The sequence below is a fragment of the Rhizobium lentis genome (assembly GCF_014200175.1).
Lineage (GTDB): Bacteria > Pseudomonadota > Alphaproteobacteria > Rhizobiales > Rhizobiaceae > Rhizobium > Rhizobium mulingense.
Map to the genome: position 1 here is coordinate 210782 of NZ_JACHBD010000011.1, position 22613 is coordinate 233394.

Genomic DNA, 22613 nt, shown 5'->3' on the forward strand with positions numbered 1-22613 from the left:
CTCGCACTGGTTGCGGCAGGAGCGCGTGCGAAATGGTTGCCCCGAGGGCGAATTGGAAAGGCTTTATCAAGTTCGGGGAAGTCGCTTTCCCGGTGGCGCTTTACACCGCCGCCTCCACATCCGAGCGGATTGCGTTTCACACGCTGAACAGGAAGACCGGCAACCGTGTGCGCCGAGAATTCGTGGACGGCGAAACCGGCGATCCGGTCGAGCGCGAGGACCAGGTCAAGGGTTTTGAGATCGAGGACGGCCGCTATGTCGTGCTCGAGCCAGAGGAGGTCGCGGCTGCCATTCCCGAAAGTGACAAGACGCTGAAGGTGGAGGCATTCATTCCTTTTGAGGAGGTCGACGACGTCTATTTCGACAAGCCTTATTATCTGGCTCCCGACAAGATGGGCAGCGACGCTTTCAAACTCCTGAGGGATGGTATGGAGAAAGCCAAGGTCGCCGCCATTGCCCGGGCGGTGCTGTTCCGGCGCTTGCGAACGCTCCTCATCCGCCCCCATGGAAAGGGGCTGGTCGGCTCAACCTTGAACTTCGATTACGAGGTTCGCTCCTCCGAGAAGGCATTCGAGGAGATGCCGGATCTCAAGATCGAAGGCGAGATGCTGGAGCTTGCCAAGCACATCATCAACACCAAGAAGGGCGAGTTCGATCCGAAGCAGTTCGACGACCGTTATGAAGCCGCCGTCGCCGAACTGGTGAAGGCCAAGATCGAAGGCCGTGCCCTTCCGAAGAAAAAGGCGCCGCCGGCTCCGAAACGGAGCGACCTGCTACAGGCCCTGCGCGAAAGCGCCGGCATGGCGGCGCCGGCGAAGGCGAAGCGCACCGCTGCAAATGCCAATGCGGGCAAGAACAGGCAGAAGGCAACGCGCGCGTCGGCGCCGAAATCGCGCAGCTCAGGCGGCGCTCACCAGCGCCGCGCCGGGTGATAGGAGGCTTCCATGGCGATCCGGCCTTACTGGAAAGGTTACCTCAAACTGTCGCTCGTCACCTGTCCGGTGCAGATGATGCCGGCCACCTCCGAAAATGAGAAGGTGCGTTTTCACACACTCAACCGCGTTACCCAAAACCGCGTCGTCAGCCACTATGTCGACGCCGTCACCGGCAAGGACGTGAAAGATGAAGACGAAGTGAAAGCCTATCAGCGCGGTGAGAACGAATATGTCTTGCTCGAAGACGAGGAGTTGGAAAACGTTGCGCTTGAAAGCACCAAGACGATCGATATCGAAGTCTTTACGCCGCGCAACAGTGTCGAATGGATCTGGCTCGACACGCCCTACTATCTTTCACCCGACGATCCGGTTGGCCAGGAAGCATTCTCGGTGATCCGCGACGCGATGGCGGCTGAGGACATGGTCGGCATCTCGCGGCTGGTGATCGCGCGCCGCGAGCGCGCCGTGATGCTGGAGCCTCGCGGCAAGGGCATCGTCCTTTGGACCCTGCGTTACGGCGACGAGGTGCGCGACGCTGAAAACTATTTCGATAGGGTGGACGATCAGCCGGCGGACAGTCAGATGATGCCGTTGGTGCAGCAACTCATCAAGAAGCAGACGCAGCACTGGAATCCGAAAATGGCGTCCGACCCGGTGCAGGATAGGCTGCTCGACCTCATCGAGGGCAAGAAGAAACAGATGAAAAAGCCTGTTAAAGCGAAACCCAAGGGCAGGGAGAAGGCAGAGCCGGCTCCCAGCAACGTCATCAATATCATGGAGGCGCTGCGCAAATCCGTCGATGCCGAGAACCGATCCGGCAGGCATTGAGTGATGACCAGACCCCGGCGCCCTTCCGCCCCCCTCCTTCGAGACTCCAGTTCTTCGATACAATCGCGACCTGTCCGTCGGCGCGATCCGGATCAGCCAAACCTGCCGTTCGATGCAATGCCGTCCAGAGTGGAGCCATGCCTGGCGCTGCTGAAGCAGACGGTGCCGCAAGGGCCGGATTGGCTTTATGAGGTGAAGTGGGACGGTTACCGATTGGCGCTCCACATCGAACCAAAGGGCATTCGCATTCTCACTCGTGGCGGCCATGACTGGACCCATCGATTTCCGACGATCGCCGCAGGGGCAAGAGAACTCGGTGTGTCGAGCTGCATTCTCGACGGAGAAGCCGTCGTCCTCGATGCAGAGGGTCGCTCGGACTTTGGAGCGTTGCAGCGCTCGCTCGGCGGCAGGGGCGGCAAGCGGATCTCAACCGAATCCATATTCTACGCCTTCGATCTGTTGTATCTCGACGGTCACGACCTGACGCGCACGGAACTGTCGGTGCGCCGTCATTTATTGGAAGATCTGATCCCGGAGGCCGACGGTGGCGCCATTCGGTTCTCGCACGAACTGGATTTGGGTGGCGAGGAACTGCTCGAGCACGCATGCCGTCTGGGCCTGGAAGGCATCATCGCAAAACGCAGGGACAGTCCTTATCGGAGTGGCCGCCTCGGGGACTGGCTGAAGATCAAATGTGTTCAGAGCGACAGCTTCATGATCGTCGGTTACGAGGAATCTGCCAGCACCCGCGGCGGGCTCGGGAGTCTGTTGCTTGCGGGTCGAAAGGGTCACGACTGGATCTATGTCGGGTCCGTCGGCACGGGGTTCAATCGAACCGAGGCGGAATATTTGCGCAAGACGCTGAACCGTCTCCAAACGAAAAAACCCGTCGTGCCGCTGAAAGGGAAGCGGCTTGTTTTTTCGCAGCCGACCCTCATCGCCGAAATCGAGTTTCGCGGCTGGACGCGTGAGGGCAGCCTACGCCACCCCTCATATAAGGGGCTCCGCGAGATCCAGGATAATGCTGCCGTCTTCGATATGGCTGACGGCCCGGCTGCGATCAGATGAAGTCATTCAGGGCCGCGAGCTGCCCGGCTCCTGGTCACGCGGCATGCTTGCCGGCGCGGCCGAGCCTTTTAATCGCCTGCTCCAAGGGACGCTGCCCCTCGCAATAGTCCTTCCAGGCGGACGACTTCGATAGCAAGGCAGGCACGGTTCGGATGGTGAACCTTTTAGGGTCGAGGTCTGATTTCACCTGCGTCCACGTCAGAGGCATCGATACCGTCGCACCGGGGCGGGCTCGAGGGGAAAGCGGCGCTACGGCCGTCGCCATGCGATCATTGCGCAGGTAATCGAGGAAAATGCGACCGCCCCTCAGGCTCTTCGTCATCTTGATAAGGTAGAGATCGGGGTTGTTCCGGGCCATCTGCTGGCAGACGTCGTGCGCGAAGGCCTTTGCCTCGGGCCAAGACAGCGGCTTGCGCTTATTGACTGCAAGCGGGGTCACGACATGCAGGCCCTTGCCGCCCGTCGTCTTGCAAAAGCTGATCAGTCCGAGGTCTTCCAGCCGATCGTGCATTTCGCGGGCAGCGGCAACGACCGTGGCAAAGGGAACGTCAGGCCCGGGATCGAGGTCGAATACCAGACGACCCGGAACTTCCGGTTGACCGGGTTCGCAGTTCCACGGATGGAGTTCGACCGCCGCGATCTGGGCGACCGCGGCAAGGCCTTCGATGCGATCGATCTGCAGGTATGGCTTTTTGTCCCCGAATACCTTGACTAGGTCGAGCAAGTTCGATTGTCCCGGCATCGCATGGCGCTGAAAGAACTGCTCGCCGCCAATTCCATCAGGGGCGCGGATGATAGAGCAGGGCCTGCCCTTGATGTGGTCGATCATCCAGTCGCCGACTGCCTCGTAATAGCCCGCCAATTCTTCCTTCGTGACCGGGGCGCTGCCGTTGGCTTCCGGCCATAATGGTTTGTCCGGGTTTGAGATGAGCACTCCCATGACATCAGCCTTCGCACCCTTACGGCGCGCCGTTGTTTGCCTGGCCTTCGGAACCGGCTCCGCGATGTCCGCTTTGGCGGGTCTTACGGGTGGCTCCGCCTCGACTTCCCTAGCCGGCTTATCTTCGCGCAATCCTTTGAAGGCTGCTTGGCGGACGAGACCGTCCGCGGTCCACCCCTCGAATTCGATTTCGGCGACAAGCTCGGGTTTCACCCAGACGACCTCGTCCTGCTTCTTCGGCGCACCGATACCCGTGAAGGGCGATCTCGCCGTCTCCAGCGCCTTCAGTTTCGGAAGCAACGTTTCGACTTTCTTGGCGCCGTAGCCGGTTCCGACACGGCCGACATAGACAAAATGATCGCCGCGAAAAACACCGGCGAGAAGGGAACGAAACCTGCCGTTGGTCTTGGCGTAGGCGCCGATCACCACCTCGTGCCCCGCCCGGCATTTCGACTTTGCCCAGCTTTCCGTTCGTCCGGATTGATAGGGGGCATCTGACTGTTTAGAGATGATGCCTTCCAGCGAGAGCTTGCAGGCCGATCTGAGGACGGCGTCACCGCCGGTCTCGAAATGTTCGACGTAGCGGATCCGAGGATCGTTGCCGGCCTCGGTGAGGAGCTCCTGCAATCGCCTCTTTCGCTCGATCAGGGGCCACGAACGGAGATCCTCGCCGCCGTCATAGAGCAGGTCGAAGGCGAAGTAGACGAGACTGGCGGTCTTGCCCTCCGATAGCGCCGCCTGCAGTGCCGCGAAGTTAGGCGCACCCTGATCGTCGAGAGCGCAAATCTCGCCATCGACGATACAATCCGGAAGCGCAGACGCCGCCTCGGCGATTTCGTGGTACTTGGCCGTCCAGTCGAGGCCTTTCCTGGTCTTCAAGGTGACTTCGCCATCGAGCACGCGCATCTGAATGCGGTATCCGTCGAACTTGATCTCATGGATCCACCCGTCCCCACCAGGCGGTCGCTCGACCTTCTCGCAGAGTTGCGGCGCAATGAAATCCGGAAGATCAACCGCCGTCGCAGTACCGGCGCGCTTTCCCGCACTCGCCTCCGACTGCCGCTCCTCGGCGGCCAATCCGTGATTGCTGTCCCAGACGGCGTCGGCCTGGACTTTGCCGCCCTCCACCATGAACGGTTTCGGCTTGCGCCCCTTGCCGGCTGCGATCATTTCCATGCTGCGGCCTGAGGCCACCGAGGTGACGTTGTCTTCGAGGATGGCAGCACCGTTCTCCTCAACGGAGAACTCGTCATGATGCTTGATCAACAGCCAGTTGGTACGCTTGCTGCGCTCGCGATCGTTGCGCATGCGCACCAGCACGAAGCTCCCATGCAAGCGTTCGCCTGCGAGCGTGAACTTGAAATCGCCCTTGGAAAGCGCCTGCTCCGGGCTCTTCTTCCCCTCCGGCTCCCAATAGCCGCGGTCCCACAGCATGACCGTGCCGCCCCCATACTGGCCTTTCGGAATAGTGCCTTCGAAGTCGCCATAGTCGAGCGGATGGTCCTCGACCTCGACCGCCAGCCGCTTGTCATGCGGATCGAGCGATGGCCCTTTGGTGACTGCCCAGCTCTTGAACACGCCGTCGAGCTCGAGCCGCAGGTCGTAGTGCAGCCGTGTCGCATCGTGCTTCTGGATGACAAAGCGACGGCGGTTGCTCTGTTTGAGGGACCGATCGCCGCTGGGCTCAGCGGTCTTCTGAAAGTCGCGTTTTGATCGGTAGGTTGATAGCTTGTCGCTGGCCATGGCTGTTCCCGGACATTCGTTCCTCAAACGAAATAGCGGTGATCGTTGTTCCAGCCGCAGAAGGCGAAGGAGATCGAGGTGCCTCGGGTTTTGAGCTGGCGCGGCTCCTTCCGGGGCCGCGCGACCAATATCTCGAAGTCCGGATCCCCACGTGACCTCCGCACGCTTGACCTTTAGCGGAGTGCGACGACACGCGTGGGCCGCGCCGGGCGGCGGGTGGCCTGCACCTGCCAGGGAGCCACGACAGCCGGCAGGCCGGCTTCGACGCACGCGGCCATGAAAGCCTCCCGCGCGATCAATGGGGCGATAACCCGGTTTAGAGCGCCTCGACAGGTCTTGACCGCGCGCTGGTGGAGCTCCCCGTGGCCTAATGGCCATTCGTTTTCCAGGAAATCCAAGGCATGATAGACGCTCGTAAAAGTTCGTTCCAGGCCGCACTGCAGCCGGACCGTCACTGGACGAGTCCAGAGCACATCGTTCAGCGGCATTTTCTTCCTCCTTTCGATGCCAGCTTGATCCCCAAGAATATTGGAAATGGCTTCCGGCTGTTCAAGACCGCAGCGATATTCCGTTAATGGAGTGAGTCGGATGCTGCCTTCAGGACAAATTCCGCCTGCCGCCGTTGGATGCGAGAGAAAGATTGCAACAGCTCCGCGGCTGGACGCTCGGGGAGCCAGGTCATCCCGGCTCCTAAGTGAAACGCCGTCCCAGCACCATCGCCGAGCGCAAAAATCTTTTGCCGCTTCGCCCGGGAGGGCTATATCCTCTGGTGATCTCACTGGACTGGATTGAAATGACCGACACCGTTCTCGACCGTTTTCTTCGTTATGTCGTTATCGACACCCAATCCGATCCCTCTTCATCGACGCAGCCAACCACCGAGAAGCAGAAGGATCTCGGACGGCTGCTCGTCGATGAACTGCTGAAGATTGGGCTCTCCGACGCACATCTCGATGAGCATGGCTATGTCTATGCGACCATTCCGGCCAATAGCGACAAAACAGTGCCGGTTATCTGTTTCTGCTCGCATATGGACACGGCGCCCGACTTCAGCGGCACCAACGTCAGGCCGCAGATCGTCAGGAATTATGCGGGCGGCGATATCAGGCTTGTCGGCGATTCTAGCCGGGTGATCCGCGTCGCCGAGCATCCCGAGCTCAGCAACCAGATCGGCAACGACATCGTCACGACCGATGGAACGACATTGCTCGGCGCCGACGACAAGGCGGGACTGGCGGAAATCATGACTGCGGCTCAGATCCTTGTCGACAATCCCGATATCCGGCACGGAGCGATCAAGATCCTGTTCACGCCAGACGAAGAGGTCGGCCGCGGCGTCAACAAGGTCGATCTGGGTAAACTCGGAGCAGACTTCGCCTATACGATGGACGGCGAGACGGCGGGTCACATCGAGGACGAAACCTTCTCGGCAGACGGCGTCGAGATCAGCATAACAGGCGTGCCAATCCATCCGGGCTTCGCCAAGGACCGTATGGAAAATGCCATCAAGATCGCCGGCGCCATCATCGACCGGCTGCCGAATGACCTGGCGCCGGAGACGACCGAGGGCAAGCAGGGCTTCATCCATCCGGTCGGGGTGACCGGTTCGATGGAGAAGGCGTCGCTGAGCTTCATCATCCGCGATTTCACCGAGGCGGGCCTCGTGGAAAAAGAGGCGATGCTCGAAACCATCGTCAAGGAGGTGATGTCGGCCTATCCCGGCTCGACCTACCATTTCCAGGTGTCGGAACAATATCGCAACATGAAGACGGTGCTCGACCGCCATCCGGAGATTGTCGAGAACGCGCTTGAAGCCGTGCGTCGTGCCGGCATGACGCCGGTGCGCGGCAGCATTCGCGGCGGCACGGACGGCTCGCGCCTTTCCTTCATGGGGCTGCCGTGCCCGAACATTTTTGCCGGCGGCCATGCCTTCCACTCACCGCTCGAATGGGTGAGTCGCCAGGATATGGAAAAAGCGGTCGCAACGATCGTGGAGCTTGCGAAGATCTGGGAAGAGCGCGCTTAAGGCGCTCTTCCTGCTGAACGAAATCCAGTTTCAGCCACCATTTACCGGCAACTCGCCGCGGAGCATCACGCTATCATAGGCGGGACGGGGCGTGGGGATGGCGATCGGCATTCCCGGCTCGGGCGCGATCGAGGGTTCCGGCGGGGTCACCGGCGCGGTTATCCGCATCGGCGCCGTGCTCGCCGTGGCCATGGGATCGGGCGCCGGCAGAGGAACGGGAACGGCCGAAGGGATCAGCGCGTCGAACTGCGGCGGCAGCATGCTTTCGCCGGGCACATAATTCATCGCCACTTCGTAGGAGGGCAGCGGAGGCGGCGTTTCGAGCATTCCGTTGGAGTCGCGCTTCTCGTAGAAGGCGTTGCCGCCGGCGACCGTCACATAGTGCATGTTGTCATAGGGGAATTTCAAACCGTCGGTGTGGAAGAACATCGCATCCTTCACCGCTGGATGGCGCGCACCCTTCAGCAGGATCGCATCGGCCGCCGTGGCGAGTTCTGGTTCGGCCTGCGGCTTGACTTCCCGCGTCATGACCCCAGGCGCAAACTGCTTCTCCTGGGCGACAACACCGCAGATCGACGGTGGATAGGCGCCCGACGTCAGCCTGTTCATGACGACGGTGCCGACGGCCAGATAACCATCCTCGTCGGAATGCTGCGATTCGAAATACATCGCGCGCTTCAGGCACTCGCGATCCTTGGCGGTATAATTGAAAGTGACTTTCGCCGCTTGAGCCTGTTTTGTCTTTGCCGGCGTCGTCGCCGGCTTCGGTGTTGTGGTGCAGCCTGCGGCCGCCAGTCCTACGCATAAAATCCCGATCAGGGATTTTCCAAAGGAAATCTCCGCCCTCAACGCCAGGTGCCTCCTATGGGATTACTCCAGCCCTTTATGATTAACGCGAAAAATCTTTTACTCGTCATATGAATGGAATTCAAACAACCTTAGATAACAAAAGGCTGGAAGGACTCGCGTCAAATGCGATTGCGGCGTCGATCCTGCAGCCCTCTGCTGCATAAATCCGAAGGGTTAACGAGATATTAAGCAAGGCGCCGTGCGCGCGTCAGGAAAGACGCTCGCAATCGAATCAGCTGCGAAACAGCTTCCAGCGGGTCGGCTTGAACGCGACGCGGTTGCGGTCGAGCCTGTCGGCCTCGCTCGGCGGCAGCTCGATTTCGATATTTGGCCGGTCATTGCCGATATCGAGTTCGATGTGGCGCGTACCGGCGACGCGGCGGCTGGAGACCGGCTGGCCGGCAATGCAGTTTTCCGCCGATTCGCAGAGCCTGACATCATGCGGGCGGAAGTAGAGCTGCGCCGGTCCCTCCGGCTCGCCTTCGGCATTGAGGCCGAGCGAGCGGCCTTCGAAGCGGATGTCGCCGTCTGATATCTCGACCTGCAGGCAGTTGGATTGGCCTATGAAGCCGAAGACGAAGGGCGAATTCGGATAATCGTAGACTTCGTCGGGTGTGCCGACCTGCTCGATCGCGCCCTGGCTCATGACGACGACGCGGTCGGCAAGCTCCAGCGCCTCGTCCTGGTCGTGGGTGACGAAGACGGTGGTGTGGCCTGTGCGGTCATGGATCTCGCGCAGCCATTTGCGCAGGTCCTTGCGCACTTGGGCATCGAGCGCCCCGAAAGGTTCGTCGAGCAGCAGCACATTTGGCTCGACCGCCATGGCGCGGGCGAGTGCTACACGCTGGCGCTGGCCACCGGAAAGCTGGGCGGGATAGCGTTTTTCAAGGCCGGAAAGCTGCACCAGGTCGAGCAGTTCCAGCGCCCGCCGGCGGATGTCGGCCTTTGGGGGGCGCCTCGCGCCATTTCTGACCCTTAGGCCAAAGGAGACGTTGTCGAGCACCGTCATGTAGCGAAAGAGCGCGTAGTGCTGGAAGACGAAGCCGATATTGCGCTGCTGCACCGATTTCTTCGAGGCATCCTCTTCACCGAAGAAGATCTGTCCCTCGGTCGGGCTTTCCAGTCCGGCGATCAGCCGCAGCAATGTCGTTTTGCCGGAGCCCGAAGGGCCGAGCAGGGCGATCAACTCGCCGGAGCGGATGCCGAGCGAGACATCGTGCAGCGCCGGAAAACGATCGAATTCCTTGCGGATGTTTTGAACGCGTACTTCCATTCCAGATCCTTCAGTGCCGCCGGCTGGCGGAGATTTCAGCGCTGTAGCGCATTTCCAGCAGTGTCTTCAAAACAAGAGTGACCAGCGCCAGCAAGGCCAAAAGCGTAGCCACGGCAAAAGCGCCGGTGAAATTATATTCGTTGTAGAGAATTTCCACCTGCAGCGGCATGGTATTCGTCTGGCCGCGAATGTGACCGGAGACGACCGACACGGCGCCGAATTCGCCCATGGCGCGGGCGTTGCAGAGCAGCACGCCGTAGAGGAGACCCCACTTGATGTTCGGCAGCGTCACATACCAGAATGTCTGCCAGCCGCTGGCGCCGAGCGAAAGGGCTGCCTCCTCGTCTGCCGTTCCCTGCTCCTGCATCAGCGGAATCAGTTCGCGGGCGACGAAGGGGAAAGTAACGAACATGGTCGCGAGGATCAGCCCCGGCACGGCGAACAGGATTTTGATGTCATGGGCGCTGAGCCACTGACCAAGCCAGGTATTGGCGCCGAAGAGAAGGACGAAGACCAGGCCCGAGATGACTGGCGAAACCGAGAAGGGAAGGTCGATCAGCGTCGTGAGGAAGGCCTTGCCCTTGAACTCGAACTTGGCGATCGCCCAGGCGGCGGCGACGCCGAAGACGAGATTGAGCGGCACGCTGACGCCGGCGACGATCAGCGTCAGGCGAATCGCCGAGAAGGTCTCCGCATCCTGCAGCGCTTCTATGAAGGGGCCGGCCCCCTTGCGGAAGGCTTCGACGAAGACGGCGGCAAGGGGCAGCAGCAGGATCAGCAGCAGGAAGATCAGCGACAGAATGATCAGGCTGTAGCGCGCGATCCGGTGTTCCGTTGTCACCGAACGGAGCCTAGCGGGTTGCGCGGTCGTATCAAGCGCCATGGCCGTACCTCCGCCTGCTCCAGCTCTGGATGAGGTTGATGACGAGCAGCATGGCGAAGGAGAGGATCAGCATGATCGCCGCAATGCCGGTCGCCGCCGCGTAATTATATTCTTCGAGTTTGATGATGATCAGCAGCGGCGCGATCTCCGATTTGAACGGCAAGTTGCCGGCGATGAAGATGACCGAACCATATTCGCCGACGCCGCGGGCAAAGGCGAGCGCGAAGCCGGTGAGCACGGCCGGCGCCAGCCCCGGCAGCAGGACACGGAAAATCGTCTGGAAGCGATTGGCACCGAGCGTCGCGGCGGCCTCCTCGACCTCCTTGTCGATTTCCTCCATGACCGGCTGCACGGTGCGCACGACGAAGGGCAGGCCGACGAAGATCAGCGCCACGACGATGCCGGCCGGCGTGAAGGCGATCTTGATGCCGAGCGGCGTCAGGAATTGGCCGACCCAGCCGTTCGGCGCATAGAGCGTCGTCAGCGCGATGCCGGCAACCGCGGTCGGCAGTGCGAAGGGCAGGTCGACCATGGCATCAATGACGCGCTTGCCCGGGAAGCGGTAGCGCACCAACACCCAGGCGAGGATGATGCCAAAGACGGCATTGACGATCGCGGCGATGAAGGCGCTGCCGAAGCTGATGCGCAGCGCGTTCAGTGTGCGCGGATCGAGCGCGATCGACCAGAATTTCTCCCAGCCGAGTGCGCTCGACCGGACGGCAAGGCCGGAGAGCGGAATGAGGATCAGAAGGGTGAGCCAGGTCAAGGTAAGGCCGAGCGCCATTCCGAAACCCGGAATGACGCTCGGCCGCCTGAACCGCCACCGCGTGGGGCTATGTGCTTTCATGAAGTCTATTATTGGGCCGGCTTGTAGATTTGGTCAAATACGCCGCCGTCGCCGAAGAATTTCGGCTGCGCTTCCTTCCAGCCGCCGAAATCGTCGATAGTGGCAAGTGTCAGCTTCGGGAAGCGGGCGATGTCGGCTGGATCGGCGGCTTCGGGCTTGATCGGCCGGTAATAGTGCTTAGCGGCAATCTTCTGGCCCTCGTCCGAATAGAGGTAGTTGAGATAGGCTTCGGCGACCTTTCGCGTGCCCTTCTTGTCGACATTGCCGTCTACGACGGCGACCGGCGGGTCGGCGCGGATGGAGAAACTCGGTGTTACGATCTCGAACTGGTCGGGGCCGAGCTCTTCGAGCGAAAGATAGGCTTCGTTTTCCCAGGCGAGCAGCACGTCGCCGAGGCCGCGCTGAACGAAGGTGGTCGTGGCGCCGCGCGCGCCGGTATCGAGGACGGGAACGTGCTGCAGCAGTTTCGTCACGTAATCCTGCGCCTTGGCGTCGTCGCCGTCATTGGCATGTTTTGCCCACGCCCAGGCGGCGAGAAAGTTCCAGCGGGCGCCGCCCGAGGTCTTCGGGTTCGGGGTGATCACCTGCACGTCATCCTTGATCAGATCGCCCCAATCCTTGATGCCCTTCGGATTGCCTTTGCGGACGAGGAAGACGATCGTTGAGGTGTAGGGCGTTGAATTGTTCGGAAGCTTCGTCTTCCAGTCTGCCGGGATCTTGCCGGTCGCCTTGGCGATGGCGTCGATATCGCCTTCGAGCGCCAGTGTCACGACATCGGCGTCGAGGCCATCGATGACGGAGCGCGCCTGGGCGCCCGAACCGCCATGAGACGCTTTGATGGTCACGGCTTCACCGCTGTCCTTCTGCCACTTGGCGGCAAAGGCGGCGTTGAAATCCTTATACAATTCCCGGGTTGGATCATAGGAAACGTTAAGAAGCGTCTGATCCGCGAAGGCCGGAGCAATGCTGCCGATCGCGAAGCTGCCCGCCATGACCGCAGCCGCGAGGAGCCGGGTGAGCCGTTGTGTCTGCATGGGAACCCTCCTGTTTGTGACTTAACTCTATCAAGTCAGTCGTATAATGAAACGAAACATCTTCCGGTTCCGACGGGTCGGTTAGAATGTCATTCCATTTCAAGGGAGATTTTGAAATGGAGATACCGGAGTTGGCCGCGGCAATCGGGGCCGTTGCCGCCACCATGCCGCAAAACCGTGTTTTTTTGGCCACAGTTTCTCCACAACAGACGCGGGCGATGCTGATTTTTGCCCGGATTCTGCCGCGGTGAGATTTGCGGATTCCTATATGGCGGCGGTGCGGTCGTATTTGCCGGCCGCTACGTGGGGGCATCCCTTGAAATGCGCCTCGCATTCCAACCTGTTAGGGCCATTCAAAATGACTATCAGAACTATCCTGTTTGCCTCCGTTGCCGCCCTTGTCGCCGCCTCCGGAGCACGCGCAGCCGACGCCATCGTGGCGGCGGAACCCGAGCCCGTGGAATATGTTCGCGTTTGCGACGCCTACGGCACCGGCTATTTTTATATTCCGGGAACGGAAACATGCCTTTCGATCGGCGGCTACATCCGTACCGAAGTGCGCTTCGGTGACAACATTTCCGGCGATTCCGACGTAAACTTCTGGACCCGCGGTCAGGTCACCTTCCAGGCCAAGAACGACACCGAGTTCGGCACGCTGACCGGCGTCATGACCCTGCGCTACAATGCCGACAACGCCTCCGATCAGGAAGCGCTGCTGGACGAAGGCTATCTCGATATCGCCGGCTTCCGCGTCGGTAAGCTCTATAGCTGGTGGGATGACGACATGAGTGGCGAGACCGATACGCTCGCCAGCAACGAGACAACCCACAACTCGATCCGTTATCAGTACGAGAATGGCGCTTTCGCCGCCGGCCTCTCGGTCGACGAGCTGGAAGAAGACTATGCCACCAAGCCGGGCGAAGGCCCGAACAACTTCGGTGTCGCAGGCCAGGTTTCCTACAAGGCCGGCGCCATCAGCGCTTACCTGCTTGCCGGTTATGACACCGACACCAGCGAAGTCGCCGTCCGCGGCATCGTTTATGCCGACATCGGTCCGGGCACGCTCGGCATCGCCGGCATCTGGGCAAGCGGCGCCAACTACTACTACGAAGAGTCCGAGTGGACGATCGCAGCAGAATATGCCTTGAAGATCAACGACAAGTGGTCGGTCACCCCCGGCTTCCAGTACTTCGAAAACATCGCTCTCGAGGCTGACGGCAATGGCTTCACCGGCGGCAGCGCCTACACAACCGGTGTCACGATCGACTACCAGATCGTCGAAGACCTGCGTTCGAAGCTGAGCGTGCAGTATCACGATGAGGACGAAGGCGACGACGAAGTCTTCGGCTTCCTGCGCTTCCAGCGCGATTTCTAAGATCGCCTGATTGCAGACGAGCGGCGCGGCCTTCGGGCCGCGCCTTTTTCATGTCCGCGGGTCGGAGATGAAATCGGAATAGAATTCGTCGGCCGTCCTTGCCTTGCGCATGGCGGCGAGTACGCCGTCCGATTGCAGCCGCCGGGCGATGGCGGACAGCACGTTCAGATATTCGCCGCGGTTGTTCTCCCCGAAAAGCATCACGACGGCGATGTCGGCCGGGCTATCGTCGATCGCCTCGAAGTCCAGCGGCCGGGAAAAGCGGATGAGCAGACCGCGCGGGCTGCTCATGGTCTCGATCGCCGCATGCGGAATGGCGATGCCGTTGCCGATTCCGGTGGAGCCAAGCTTTTCACGGGCTTCGAGCGCCTTCAGGATGATCTGCGCGTCGACGGAAAAGGCCATGGCCGCCTTGTCCGCGATGGTCTGCAGCGCTCGCCATTTCGCCGGAGCCGACACGCCGATGAAAGTGTGTTCCGGCCGGATGATGTTGGGAAGGTTCATGTCATTCTCGATATAGTCGGCTCGAAGGTCAGCAACGGGGAAGGGGAGGGATGTCAGTCCGGTTCCCTGAGCCGGTAGCCGACTCCGGTCTCGGTGGTAATATAGTGCGGCTGATCCGGAATTTTCTCGACCTTTTGCCTGATCTGTCTGATGTAGACGCGCAGATATTGCACGTCAGCCGCCGGCCCCCATACCTGCTTCAACAGAAACTGGTGGGTCAGCACCTTGCCCGCATGCTGGGCCAGCACGCGCAGAATGTCGTATTCTTTCGGCGACAGTTTTAGTTCCTCGCCGTCGACCTTGACGATACGCTTGACGAGGTCGATCGACAGCCCGCCGGTCTGGAAGATCGCCTTTTCCCCCTGTTGCTGCAGTCTGTGACGCAGCGCCACCCGGATACGGGCGCCGAGCTCGTTGATGCCGAAGGGCTTGGTGACATAATCGTCGGCGCCGCTTTCCAGCGCCTTGACGATGCCGGCCTCGTCGGTGCGGCTGGACAGGATGACAACAGGCATGGAAAGCCTTCCGCCGCGCCACTCCTGCAAGAGGTCATGGCCCGGCGTGTCGGGCAGGCCAAGATCGAGCACGACGAGGTCGGGCATGTCGTCGGCGACCGACTGGCGGGCGCTCTCGGCATTCGGCGCCTCCTGCACGTCATAGCCCTGCGCGGTCAGGCCGACGCGGAGCAGCTTGCGGATCGGAGGCTCGTCGTCGACGACGAGGATTTTGACGGCTGAACCGGTCATTTGAGTTCATCCAGTTTCGGAATGTCGTTGGGTTTCGGCAGGCGGATGGTGAAGACGGCGCCCGGGCGTCCCCTCCGGTTTCCGGCCGCGATCGTGCCGCCCATCGCCTCGATGAAGCCGCGGCAGATGGACAGGCCAAGCCCGGTGCCGGCGCGCACCTGGTCGCCCTTGCGGACCCGGTAGAAAGTGTCGAAGACGCGGGCAAAGTCGGGCGGCGGAATGCCCGGGCCTTCGTCCGAGACCTGCACGACGACATTGTCGGCATCGGCCCAGCCTTCGATTTGGATCACCGATCCCGCAGGCGCGTATTTGGCGGCATTGTCGAGCAGGTTGAAGATCACCTGCTCGAACAGGACAGGATCGACCCGCACCATCGGCAGCTCGGCGGGGATGCTCATCTCGGTCTTGTGATGCTCCAGGATCTTTGCGGCGCGGGCCAGCGCGCTGCCGACGATATCGCCGGCATAGTGCAGCGCAGAGTTCGGCTCCATTGCGCCGGACTCGATCTTGGTCATGTCGAGCAGATTGGCGATGAAACGGTTGAGACGCTCCGATTCGTCGACGACGGTGGAAAGTAGGTCAGCGCGATCCTCCTCCGGCATCGAGGCGAAATAATCGCGCAGCGTGCCGGCGGCGCCGAGGATGGCAGCAAGCGGCGTCTTCAGATCATGCGAGATCGAGGTGAGCAGGGCCGAGCGCAGCCGGTCGGCTTCAGCCGCAAGTCTTGCCCGGTCGACGTCGGCGACGAGCTGGACGCGTTCGATGGCAAGGGCTGCCTGGTCGGCCAGCGCATCGAGCAGCCGCTGCTGCTCGGGCGTCAGCAGCGGCCCGTCGCGGCGGTCGCTGTCGAGGCCGATGACGCCGACGGCGGTGCGCCCGGTTCGGAGCGGCACATACAGGCGCTTGGCGCCGGGCAGGGTGTCGGCACCGCGGCCGGCGGCGTGATTGTGCTCCCAGGCCCAGCGGGCAGCGGCGATATCGGCATCGTCAAGCGTATCGTCGGGCGGATAGCCGGCCCTGACGGCGATAGTGCCTTCCTCGGGCAGCAGCAGCACGACGCGAACCTTCAGCATCGAGGCGAGTTGGAAGGCCGTCGCCCAGAGCACGTCGTCGAGCGTGCCGGTGCCGGCGAGTTTTTTCGAGAAGAGATAGAGATCTTCCGTCGTACGCGCCCGCTGCCGGGCGGCGGCAGCCTGGCGCTGCACGGTCGCGGTCAGGTTGCTGGCGATAATGGCGACGCCGAGGAAGAAGAAGAAAGCGAGCACGCTTTCCGGATCGCTGATCGTCAGCGTGTAGCGCGGCGGCAGGAAGAAGAAGTTGAAGGATAGCGCGCCGAGAATGCAGCTGTAGAGCGCCGGCCGCAGGCCGTTGAGGACGGCGGAGGTCAGCACCGCCATCAGAAAGACCAGGGCGAGGTTGCGCACGTCAAGCACTTGGTCGAGGACGATGCTGACGCCCAGCGCGATGGCGACATAAACGGTCGCCAGCAGATAGGCCCGGAAATCCAGTTGCGGCGCGGCGGGGGCGGCCTTGATCCCGTGCGCGGTGGTGCCGTCCTTCTCGGTGCCCGAGATGACATGGACGCTGATCTCACCTGTCTTGCGGATCAGCTCGTCGGTGATCGAGCGGCTCCACCAGTCGCGCCAGGTCGGCTTCTTCGGGGCGCCGATGACGATGTGGGTCACGTTGTTGGCGGTGGCATGGCGGACGAGCTCCTCGGCCACCTCTCGGCCAGGAATGGTGATTGCCTCGCCGCCGAGCTGTTCGGCAAGCCGCAGGGTGGCGGCGATCGTATCGCGCTCGGCTTCGCTGAGGTTGATCGAGTGGTTGGTCTCGATATAGACGGCGGCCCAGGGCGCCCGCAGCCGCGAGGCCATGCGCGAGGCGTAGCGCACCAGAGAGGCCGAGCGCGGGTGATGATCGACGGAGACGAGAACGCGTTCGCCCGCCGCCCAGGGGCCCGATATGGCGTGAGCCTGCATGTGGGTCAGCAACTGGTCGTCGACGCACTGGGCGGTCTTGCGCAGCGCCAGCTCGCGGAGCGCCGTCAGGTTGCCCGGCGTGAAATAATTGGTCAGCGCCCGCTCGGCCGTGCGCGGCATGTAGACCTTGCCGTCATGCAGGCGCTTGATCAGATCGTCCGGCGTCAGATCGATGATCTCGACATCGTCGGCAAGATCGATGATCGAATCCGGCACCGTTTCGCGCACCCGGATGCGGGTGATCTGCGAGACGACGTCGTTCAGGCTCTCGACATGCTGGATGTTGAGCGTCGTATAGACGTCGATGCCGCGATCGAGCAGCTCCTTGACGTCGAGGTAACGCTTCGGGTGGCGGCTGCCCTCGGCATTGGTGTGGGCGAGTTCGTCGACGAGCACGAGATCCGGCCGGCGGGCGAGGATGCCGTCGAGGTCCATTTCCTCGAGCAGCCGGCCCTTATAGTCGATTTCGACGCGGGGAATGATCTCGAAGCCGGCGACGAGCGCCTCCGTCTCCTTGCGGCCATGGGTTTCGACGACGCCGATGACGACGTCGAGACCATCGGCCATCTTGGCGCGGCCGGAGATCAGCATCTCGTAGGTCTTGCCGACACCGGGGGCGGCGCCGAGGAAAATCTTCAGACGGCCGCGCGTTTCCGCCCGGGCTTTTTCGAGAAGCGCGTCGGGCGAGGGCCTGCCGGCCGGGTCGCGATTGTCGTCTGGCATGCGTGTGGTCTTTCTGCAGATACCTGTGCTTGAGGATGGGTTCTCCTCGCGACCCCTCGTTAAATCACTTCAGCCGACGGGCCGACGTCGCTTGACTCAGTTGGCGGAAGGCATTCCGGGGCCTCTAGCTGCGAATAGCTCCTTATGCCCGCCCCGCCCTCCGTCATGCTCGGCCTTGAGCCGAGCATCCATACGGCCCAGCGGCCCGCGACATAGATCCTCGGGTCAAGCCCGAGGATGACGAAGAGTGGGGTTGGCCTTCTCGCCAAAGCCGCCCCGGCCAGCAAGCGCACCGCGTCTCGGATGCTCATCAGGCCGCCTACTTACTCTCCACCCAGCCAACGAACATCACTCAGTCATAGAAGCATCAAGGCTCTGATTCAACGCCAGAACATTGACTGTGGGTTCGCCGAGAATGCCGAGTTCGCGGTCTTGAACGGCGCCGTCGACCAGCGCCTTCACTTTGGCCTCGTCAAGGTTCCGCGCCTTGGCGACACGTGCCACCTGGAAATAGGCGGCCTCCGGCGAAATATCGGGATCGAGGCCGCTGCCCGAGGCGGTGACGAGGTCGGCGGGCACCGCCGCATTCGGGTTCTCCGCCTTGGCCGCCTCGTAGTCGCCCTTGACCCGGTCGATCAGCTTCTGGCTGGTCGGGCCGAGGTTGGAGCCGCTGGAGGCGGCGGCATTGTAGCCGTCGCCGGCAGCCGAGGGACGGCCGCGGAAATATTTGTCGCTGGTGAAAGACTGGCCGATCAGCGTCGAGCCGATCACCGCGCCGTTCTTCTCGACGAGGCTGCCGTTCGCCTGGGTGGGGAACAGGGCCTGTGCAGCGCCGGTCATGGCGAGTGGGTAGAGAAGGCCGGTGATCACGGTGGTGGCAAGGATCATGACGACCGCAGGGCGAAATTCTTTCAACATTGTTCTGCTCCTTGGAAAGTTCACGTGGAGACCGGTTCCGGTGAGGAACCGTATCTTCCGCTAGGCAAGGTCGAGGGCGGCGACGGCCATGTCGATCGCCTTAATGCCGATGAAGGGGACGATGATGCCGCCGAGACCGTAGATCAGCAGGTTGCGCGACAGCAGTGCGCCGGCGCCGATCGGGCGGTAGCGCACGCCCTTCAAGGACAGCGGGATCAGCGCAATGATGATCAATGCGTTGAAGATGATCGCCGACAGGATGGCGCTTTGCGGCGTCGACAGTCCCATGACATTGAGCACGCCGAGCTGCGGGTAGAAGGTCAGGAACATCGCCGGGATGATGGCGAAGTATTTGGCGATGTCGTTGGCGATCGAGAACGTCGTCAGCGCGCCGCGCGTCATCAAAAGCTGCTTGCCGATCTCGACGATCTCGATGAGCTTGGTCGGATCGCTGTCGAGATCGACCATGTTGCCGGCCTCGCGGGCGGCGACCGTGCCAGTGTTCATGGCGACGCCGACATCGGCCTGGGCAAGCGCAGGGGCATCGTTGGTGCCGTCGCCGCACATGGCGACCAGCTTGCCCTTGGCCTGTTCCTCGCGCATCAGCGCCAGTTTCATCTCCGGCGTTGCCTGGGCGAGGAAATCGTCGACGCCGGCTTCGGCGGCGATGGCGGCCGCCGTCAGCGGGTTGTCGCCTGTTATCATCACCGTGCGGATGCCCATGCGGCGCAGCTCCGTGAAGCGTTCGCGGATGCCGCCTTTGACGATATCCTTCAACTGGATGATGCCGAGCAGCCGGCCATCGCGAGCGACGGCGAGCGGCGTGCCGCCCGATTTGGCTACCTCGTCGGCGATCGACTGCAGCTCGCGCACGACCTCGCTGCCGTTTTTTGAGGGGGCGTCGCTATTGACGTAGGTCAGCACCGTATCGACCGCACCCTTGCGGATCGAGGCGCCTTCGAGATCGACGCCGCTCATGCGGGTCTGGGCGGTGAAGGGGACGAAGGTCGCCTTGAGGCTCGCCATGTCGCGGCCGCGGATCGCATATTTTTCCTTGGCGAGCACCACGATGGAGCGGCCTTCCGGCGTTTCGTCGGCAAGCGAGGCGAGCTGGGCGGCATCGGCAAGGTCCTGTTCGGAGACGCCGCGCACCGGCCGGAAGTTCGTCGCCTGGCGGTTGCCGAGCGTGATCGTGCCCGTCTTGTCGAGCAGCAGCGTATCGACGTCGCCGGCGGCTTCGACCGCCCGGCCGGACATGGCGAGCACGTTGAAGCGGACGAGGCGGTCCATGCCGGCAATGCCGATCGCCGACAAAAGCGCGCCGATCGTCGTGGGGATCAGGGTGACGAAAAGGGCGACGAGCACGATGATCGGGATCGAGCCGCCGGCATAGATGGCAAAGCTCGGGATCGTCGCCGTGGCGAGCACGAAGATCAGCGTCATGCCGGCGAGCAGGATGTTGAGCGCGATCTCGTTCGGCGTTTTCTGGCGCTCAGCGCCCTCGACGAGCGAAATCATCCGATCGAGGAAGGTAGCGCCGGCGGCCGCGGTGATGCGCACGCGGATCCAGTCGGACAGCACCTGCGTGCCGCCGGTCACTGCCGAGCGGTCGCCGCCGGATTCGCGGATGACCGGGGCGGATTCGCCTGTGATCGCCGCTTCGTTGACGGAGGCGACGCCTTCGATCACTTCGCCGTCCGACGGGATGATGTCGCCGGCTTCGACAAGCACGATATCGCCGACCTTGAGGCTGGTGCCCGGCACCATGCGATAATCGCTGCCATTATTGCCGGTGAGCAGCTTTGCCTGGGTTTCGGTGCGCGCCTTGCGCAGCGAATCCGCCTGCGCCTTGCCGCGGCCTTCGGCGACGGCTTCGGCGAAATTGGCGAAGAGCACGGTGAACCAGAGCCAGAGATTGATCTGGAAGGAGAAGCCGAGATTGCCGTTGCCGGTGACGAGGTCGCGCAGGAAGAGCACGGTGGTCAGCACCGAGACCGTGGCCACGACGAACATAACAGGATTTCTGGCCAGCGCGCGGGGGTCGAGCTTTTTCAAGGCGGCGCCGACGGCCGGAACGAGAATGCGAGAATCGATGATGCTCGCGGATTTGGCCTGGCTCATAGGAGGCTCCAGCTTTGAAACGAGGATGGCGACCGAATCCTGTGACGCAGAATCACGGCATCGCCTCAGAAAGTCTGGCCGGCGAGGCCGACGAGGTGCTCGACGACAGGCCCGAGCGCCAGCGCCGGGAAGAAGGTCAGGCCGCCGACGATCAGGATCGTGCCGACGAGCAGGCCGACGAAGAGCGGGCCGTCGGTCGGGAAGGTGCCTGCAGAGGCCGGAACCGCCTTCTTGGCGATCAGCGAGCCGGCAATGGCCAGCGCCGGGATGATGACGAGGAAGCGGCCGGCGAGCATGCCGATGCCGAGCGTCACGTTGTACCAGGGTGTATTGCCGGTCAGGCCGCCGAAAGCCGAGCCGTTATTGGCTGCAGCCGAGGTATAGGCATAGAGGATTTCGGAGAAGCCGTGCGGACCGGCGGTGCCGACAGAGGCGACGGCGGAAGGAAGCACCGTGGCGATCGCGGTGAAGACAAGCACGGCGAGCGGCAGGCAGAGAATGGCGAGGACGGCCATCTTCATTTCTTTCGCCTCGATCTTCTTGCCGAGATATTCCGGCGTGCGGCCGACCATCAGGCCGGCGACGAAGACGGCGACGATGATGAACAGCAGGATTCCGTACAAGCCGGCGCCGACACCGCCGACGATGATCTCGCCGAGCTGCATGTTGATCAGCGGAACGAGGCCGCCGAGCGCGGTGAAGCTGCCATGCATGGCGTTGACCGCGCCGCAGGAGGCAGCGGTGGTGATGACCGCAAAGAGCGACGAGAGGGCCACGCCGAAGCGGACTTCCTTGCCCTCCATATTGCCACCCTGAAGGCTGAAGGCATGCATCAACGGATTGCCGGCGGCTTCTGCCCAATAGGTGACGACAACGCCGATGAGGAACAGCACGCCCATGGTAGCAAGGATCGCCCAACCCTGGCGCTGGTTGCCGACCATGCGGCCGAAGACGTTGGTGAGAGCCGCACCGATCGCAAAGATCGACACCATCTGGATGAGGTTGGAGATTGCATCGGGATTTTCGAAGGGATGGGCGGAATTGGCATTGAAGAAGCCGCCGCCATTGGTGCCGAGCATCTTGATCGCCAGCTGCGAGGCGACGGGGCCGACGGCGATCGTCTGCTTGGCGCCTTCGAGCGTCGTTGCATTGACATAGGGTCCGAGCGTCTGCGGCACGCCGAGATAGACATAGACGAGCGTCAGCACGATCGAGATCGGCAGCAGCACATAGAAGGTTGCCCTGGTCATATCGACCCAGAAATTGCCGATAGCTTTGCCCGAGGCGCGCGAGAAGGCGCGGGTAAAGGCGAGCGCGATAGCGATGCCCGTTGCCGCTGAAACGAAGTTCTGGACGGTGAAGCCGGCCATCTGGGTGAAATAGGATATCGTGCTTTCGCCGCCGTAGTTCTGCCAGTTGGTATTGCTGACGAAGCTGACGGCAGTATTGAAGGAAAGCTCCGGGGGGACGGCTGCCATGCCGGCCGGATTATAGGGGAGGCCGGCCTGCAGCCGCTGCAGTGCATAAAGCACGATGACGCCGAGAAGATTGAACGTCAGCATGGCGAAAGCATAAGAGGTCCAATGCTGCTCCTCGCTCTCGCTGGTGCCGGCGACGCGGTAAAGACCGCGTTCGATGGGAACGAGGACCGGGGAGAGAAAAGTGCGCTCGCCGCCGAAGACACGCGTCATATAACCACCGAGCGGTTTAACGAGCGCGAGAACGATCCCGCAATAAAGCAGGATCTGAAGCCATCCGTTGATGGTCATGGAGGTAGACTTTCTATGACCGGCCGCCTCGCAACTGAAAGCGCCGGCT

The 22613-nt window shown here is 62.0% G+C and carries 19 protein-coding genes; 6 read left to right on the top strand and 13 right to left on the bottom strand.

All coding sequences use genetic code 11. The features are described from left to right. Window positions 1–32 precede the first annotated feature (32 nt). The 3 genes from GGI60_RS24440 to ligD (GGI60_RS24450) are packed head-to-tail and all read left to right on the top strand — an operon-like array spanning window position 33 to window position 2831. Window positions 33–932 carry a Ku protein gene (locus tag GGI60_RS24440; RefSeq protein ID WP_183918902.1) on the top strand — a complete coding sequence of 300 codons (900 nt, stop codon included), beginning with the start codon at window positions 33–35 and terminating at the stop codon, window positions 930–932. A gap of 12 nt (window positions 933–944) precedes the next feature. Then, a complete protein-coding gene (locus GGI60_RS24445; RefSeq protein ID WP_183918901.1) occupies window positions 945–1763 on the top strand; it encodes a Ku protein in 819 nt (272 codons plus the stop codon). 3 nt (window positions 1764–1766) lie between these two features. Beyond that, the gene (gene ligD, locus GGI60_RS24450; RefSeq protein WP_183918900.1) at window positions 1767–2831 is read left to right on the top strand and encodes a non-homologous end-joining DNA ligase; all 1065 of its coding nucleotides are present in this window, start codon (window positions 1767–1769) and stop codon (window positions 2829–2831) included. 34 nt (window positions 2832–2865) lie between these two features. Here the strand turns inward: ligD (GGI60_RS24450) and ligD (GGI60_RS24455) are convergent, their stop codons facing one another. Beyond that, window positions 2866–5514, bottom strand: coding sequence for a DNA ligase D (gene ligD / locus GGI60_RS24455; RefSeq protein WP_183918899.1), 2649 nt, complete (start codon window positions 5512–5514; stop codon window positions 2866–2868). A 173-nt stretch (window positions 5515–5687) separates the two neighbouring features. Continuing rightward, complete coding sequence (locus GGI60_RS24460; protein ID WP_183918898.1) at window positions 5688–6002, bottom strand: DUF982 domain-containing protein; 315 nt, start codon at window positions 6000–6002, stop codon at window positions 5688–5690. A 305-nt stretch (window positions 6003–6307) separates the two neighbouring features. Here GGI60_RS24460 and pepT point away from each other — a divergent pair, with 305 nt between their 5' ends. Next, complete coding sequence (pepT, locus tag GGI60_RS24465) at window positions 6308–7540, top strand: peptidase T (protein ID WP_183918897.1); 1233 nt, start codon at window positions 6308–6310, stop codon at window positions 7538–7540. Window positions 7541–7570: 30 nt separating this feature from the next. On the opposite strand, the gene GGI60_RS24470 is transcribed toward pepT, so the two are convergent. From GGI60_RS24470 to GGI60_RS24490, 5 genes are all read right to left on the bottom strand, one after another. Next, complete coding sequence (locus GGI60_RS24470) at window positions 7571–8389, bottom strand: cell wall hydrolase (RefSeq protein WP_183918896.1); 819 nt, start codon at window positions 8387–8389, stop codon at window positions 7571–7573. A gap of 232 nt (window positions 8390–8621) precedes the next feature. Then, window positions 8622–9662, bottom strand: a complete 1041-nt coding sequence (locus GGI60_RS24475) for a sulfate/molybdate ABC transporter ATP-binding protein (RefSeq protein WP_183918895.1) — start codon at window positions 9660–9662, stop codon at window positions 8622–8624. Window positions 9663–9672: 10 nt separating this feature from the next. Beyond that, a complete protein-coding gene (gene cysW / locus GGI60_RS24480) occupies window positions 9673–10545 on the bottom strand; it encodes a sulfate ABC transporter permease subunit CysW (RefSeq protein WP_183918894.1) in 873 nt (290 codons plus the stop codon). After that, window positions 10535–11392, bottom strand: a complete 858-nt coding sequence (gene cysT, locus GGI60_RS24485; protein WP_183918893.1) for a sulfate ABC transporter permease subunit CysT — start codon at window positions 11390–11392, stop codon at window positions 10535–10537. Before cysT ends, cysW begins: the two co-directional genes overlap by 11 nt. Window positions 11393–11400: 8 nt before the next feature. Beyond that, complete coding sequence (locus GGI60_RS24490; RefSeq protein WP_183918892.1) at window positions 11401–12426, bottom strand: sulfate ABC transporter substrate-binding protein; 1026 nt, start codon at window positions 12424–12426, stop codon at window positions 11401–11403. An 86-nt stretch (window positions 12427–12512) separates the two neighbouring features. Here GGI60_RS24490 and GGI60_RS24495 point away from each other — a divergent pair, with 86 nt between their 5' ends. Together GGI60_RS24495 and GGI60_RS24500 are read left to right on the top strand one after the other, a co-directional pair. Then, window positions 12513–12677: a hypothetical protein gene (locus GGI60_RS24495; protein WP_183918891.1), complete on the top strand. Its 165-nt coding sequence runs from the start codon at window positions 12513–12515 to the stop codon at window positions 12675–12677. 107 nt (window positions 12678–12784) lie between these two features. Beyond that, complete coding sequence (locus GGI60_RS24500; protein ID WP_183918890.1) at window positions 12785–13801, top strand: porin; 1017 nt, start codon at window positions 12785–12787, stop codon at window positions 13799–13801. Between the two features lie 48 nt (window positions 13802–13849). On the opposite strand, the gene GGI60_RS24505 is transcribed toward GGI60_RS24500, so the two are convergent. The 6 genes from GGI60_RS24505 to kdpA form a co-directional block, all read right to left on the bottom strand. Next, window positions 13850–14305, bottom strand: a complete 456-nt coding sequence (locus tag GGI60_RS24505) for a PTS sugar transporter subunit IIA (RefSeq protein WP_183918889.1) — start codon at window positions 14303–14305, stop codon at window positions 13850–13852. Between the two features lie 53 nt (window positions 14306–14358). Next, entirely contained in the window at window positions 14359–15051 is a 693-nt protein-coding gene (locus tag GGI60_RS24510) for a response regulator transcription factor (protein WP_183918888.1), read from the bottom strand. After that, window positions 15048–17756: a sensor histidine kinase gene (locus GGI60_RS24515; RefSeq protein ID WP_183918887.1), complete on the bottom strand. Its 2709-nt coding sequence runs from the start codon at window positions 17754–17756 to the stop codon at window positions 15048–15050. The genes GGI60_RS24510 and GGI60_RS24515 overlap by 4 nt, the downstream gene beginning before the upstream one ends. A gap of 348 nt (window positions 17757–18104) precedes the next feature. Continuing rightward, window positions 18105–18674, bottom strand: coding sequence for a potassium-transporting ATPase subunit KdpC (gene kdpC / locus GGI60_RS24520; RefSeq protein ID WP_183918886.1), 570 nt, complete (start codon window positions 18672–18674; stop codon window positions 18105–18107). A 60-nt stretch (window positions 18675–18734) separates the two neighbouring features. After that, on the bottom strand, window positions 18735–20795 hold the full coding sequence (kdpB, locus tag GGI60_RS24525; protein WP_183918885.1) for a potassium-transporting ATPase subunit KdpB: 2061 nt from the start codon (window positions 20793–20795) through the stop codon (window positions 18735–18737). Between the two features lie 65 nt (window positions 20796–20860). Next, entirely contained in the window at window positions 20861–22564 is a 1704-nt protein-coding gene (gene kdpA / locus GGI60_RS24530) for a potassium-transporting ATPase subunit KdpA (RefSeq protein ID WP_183918884.1), read from the bottom strand. Between the last annotated feature and the right edge of the window lie 49 nt (window positions 22565–22613).

Excerpts from the sequence above, each read along its gene's own strand:
- GGI60_RS24440 (WP_183918902.1), top strand. The coding sequence starts at position 33 with ATGGTTGCCCCGAGGGCGAATTGGAAAGGCTTTATCAAGTTCGGGGAA.
- GGI60_RS24445 (WP_183918901.1), top strand. The coding sequence starts at position 945 with ATGGCGATCCGGCCTTACTGGAAAGGTTACCTCAAACTGTCGCTCGTC.
- ligD (WP_183918900.1), top strand. The coding sequence starts at position 1,767 with ATGACCAGACCCCGGCGCCCTTCCGCCCCCCTCCTTCGAGACTCCAGT.
- ligD (WP_183918899.1), bottom strand. The coding sequence starts at position 5,514 with ATGGCCAGCGACAAGCTATCAACCTACCGATCAAAACGCGACTTTCAG.
- GGI60_RS24460 (WP_183918898.1), bottom strand. The coding sequence starts at position 6,002 with ATGCCGCTGAACGATGTGCTCTGGACTCGTCCAGTGACGGTCCGGCTG.
- pepT (WP_183918897.1), top strand. The coding sequence starts at position 6,308 with ATGACCGACACCGTTCTCGACCGTTTTCTTCGTTATGTCGTTATCGAC.
- GGI60_RS24475 (WP_183918895.1), bottom strand. The coding sequence starts at position 9,662 with ATGGAAGTACGCGTTCAAAACATCCGCAAGGAATTCGATCGTTTTCCG.
- cysW (WP_183918894.1), bottom strand. The coding sequence starts at position 10,545 with ATGGCGCTTGATACGACCGCGCAACCCGCTAGGCTCCGTTCGGTGACA.
- cysT (WP_183918893.1), bottom strand. The coding sequence starts at position 11,392 with ATGAAAGCACATAGCCCCACGCGGTGGCGGTTCAGGCGGCCGAGCGTC.
- GGI60_RS24490 (WP_183918892.1), bottom strand. The coding sequence starts at position 12,426 with ATGCAGACACAACGGCTCACCCGGCTCCTCGCGGCTGCGGTCATGGCG.
- GGI60_RS24495 (WP_183918891.1), top strand. The coding sequence starts at position 12,513 with ATGTCATTCCATTTCAAGGGAGATTTTGAAATGGAGATACCGGAGTTG.
- GGI60_RS24500 (WP_183918890.1), top strand. The coding sequence starts at position 12,785 with ATGACTATCAGAACTATCCTGTTTGCCTCCGTTGCCGCCCTTGTCGCC.
- GGI60_RS24505 (WP_183918889.1), bottom strand. The coding sequence starts at position 14,305 with ATGAACCTTCCCAACATCATCCGGCCGGAACACACTTTCATCGGCGTG.
- GGI60_RS24510 (WP_183918888.1), bottom strand. The coding sequence starts at position 15,051 with ATGACCGGTTCAGCCGTCAAAATCCTCGTCGTCGACGACGAGCCTCCG.
- GGI60_RS24515 (WP_183918887.1), bottom strand. The coding sequence starts at position 17,756 with ATGCCAGACGACAATCGCGACCCGGCCGGCAGGCCCTCGCCCGACGCG.
- kdpC (WP_183918886.1), bottom strand. The coding sequence starts at position 18,674 with ATGTTGAAAGAATTTCGCCCTGCGGTCGTCATGATCCTTGCCACCACC.
- kdpB (WP_183918885.1), bottom strand. The coding sequence starts at position 20,795 with ATGAGCCAGGCCAAATCCGCGAGCATCATCGATTCTCGCATTCTCGTT.
- kdpA (WP_183918884.1), bottom strand. The coding sequence starts at position 22,564 with ATGACCATCAACGGATGGCTTCAGATCCTGCTTTATTGCGGGATCGTT.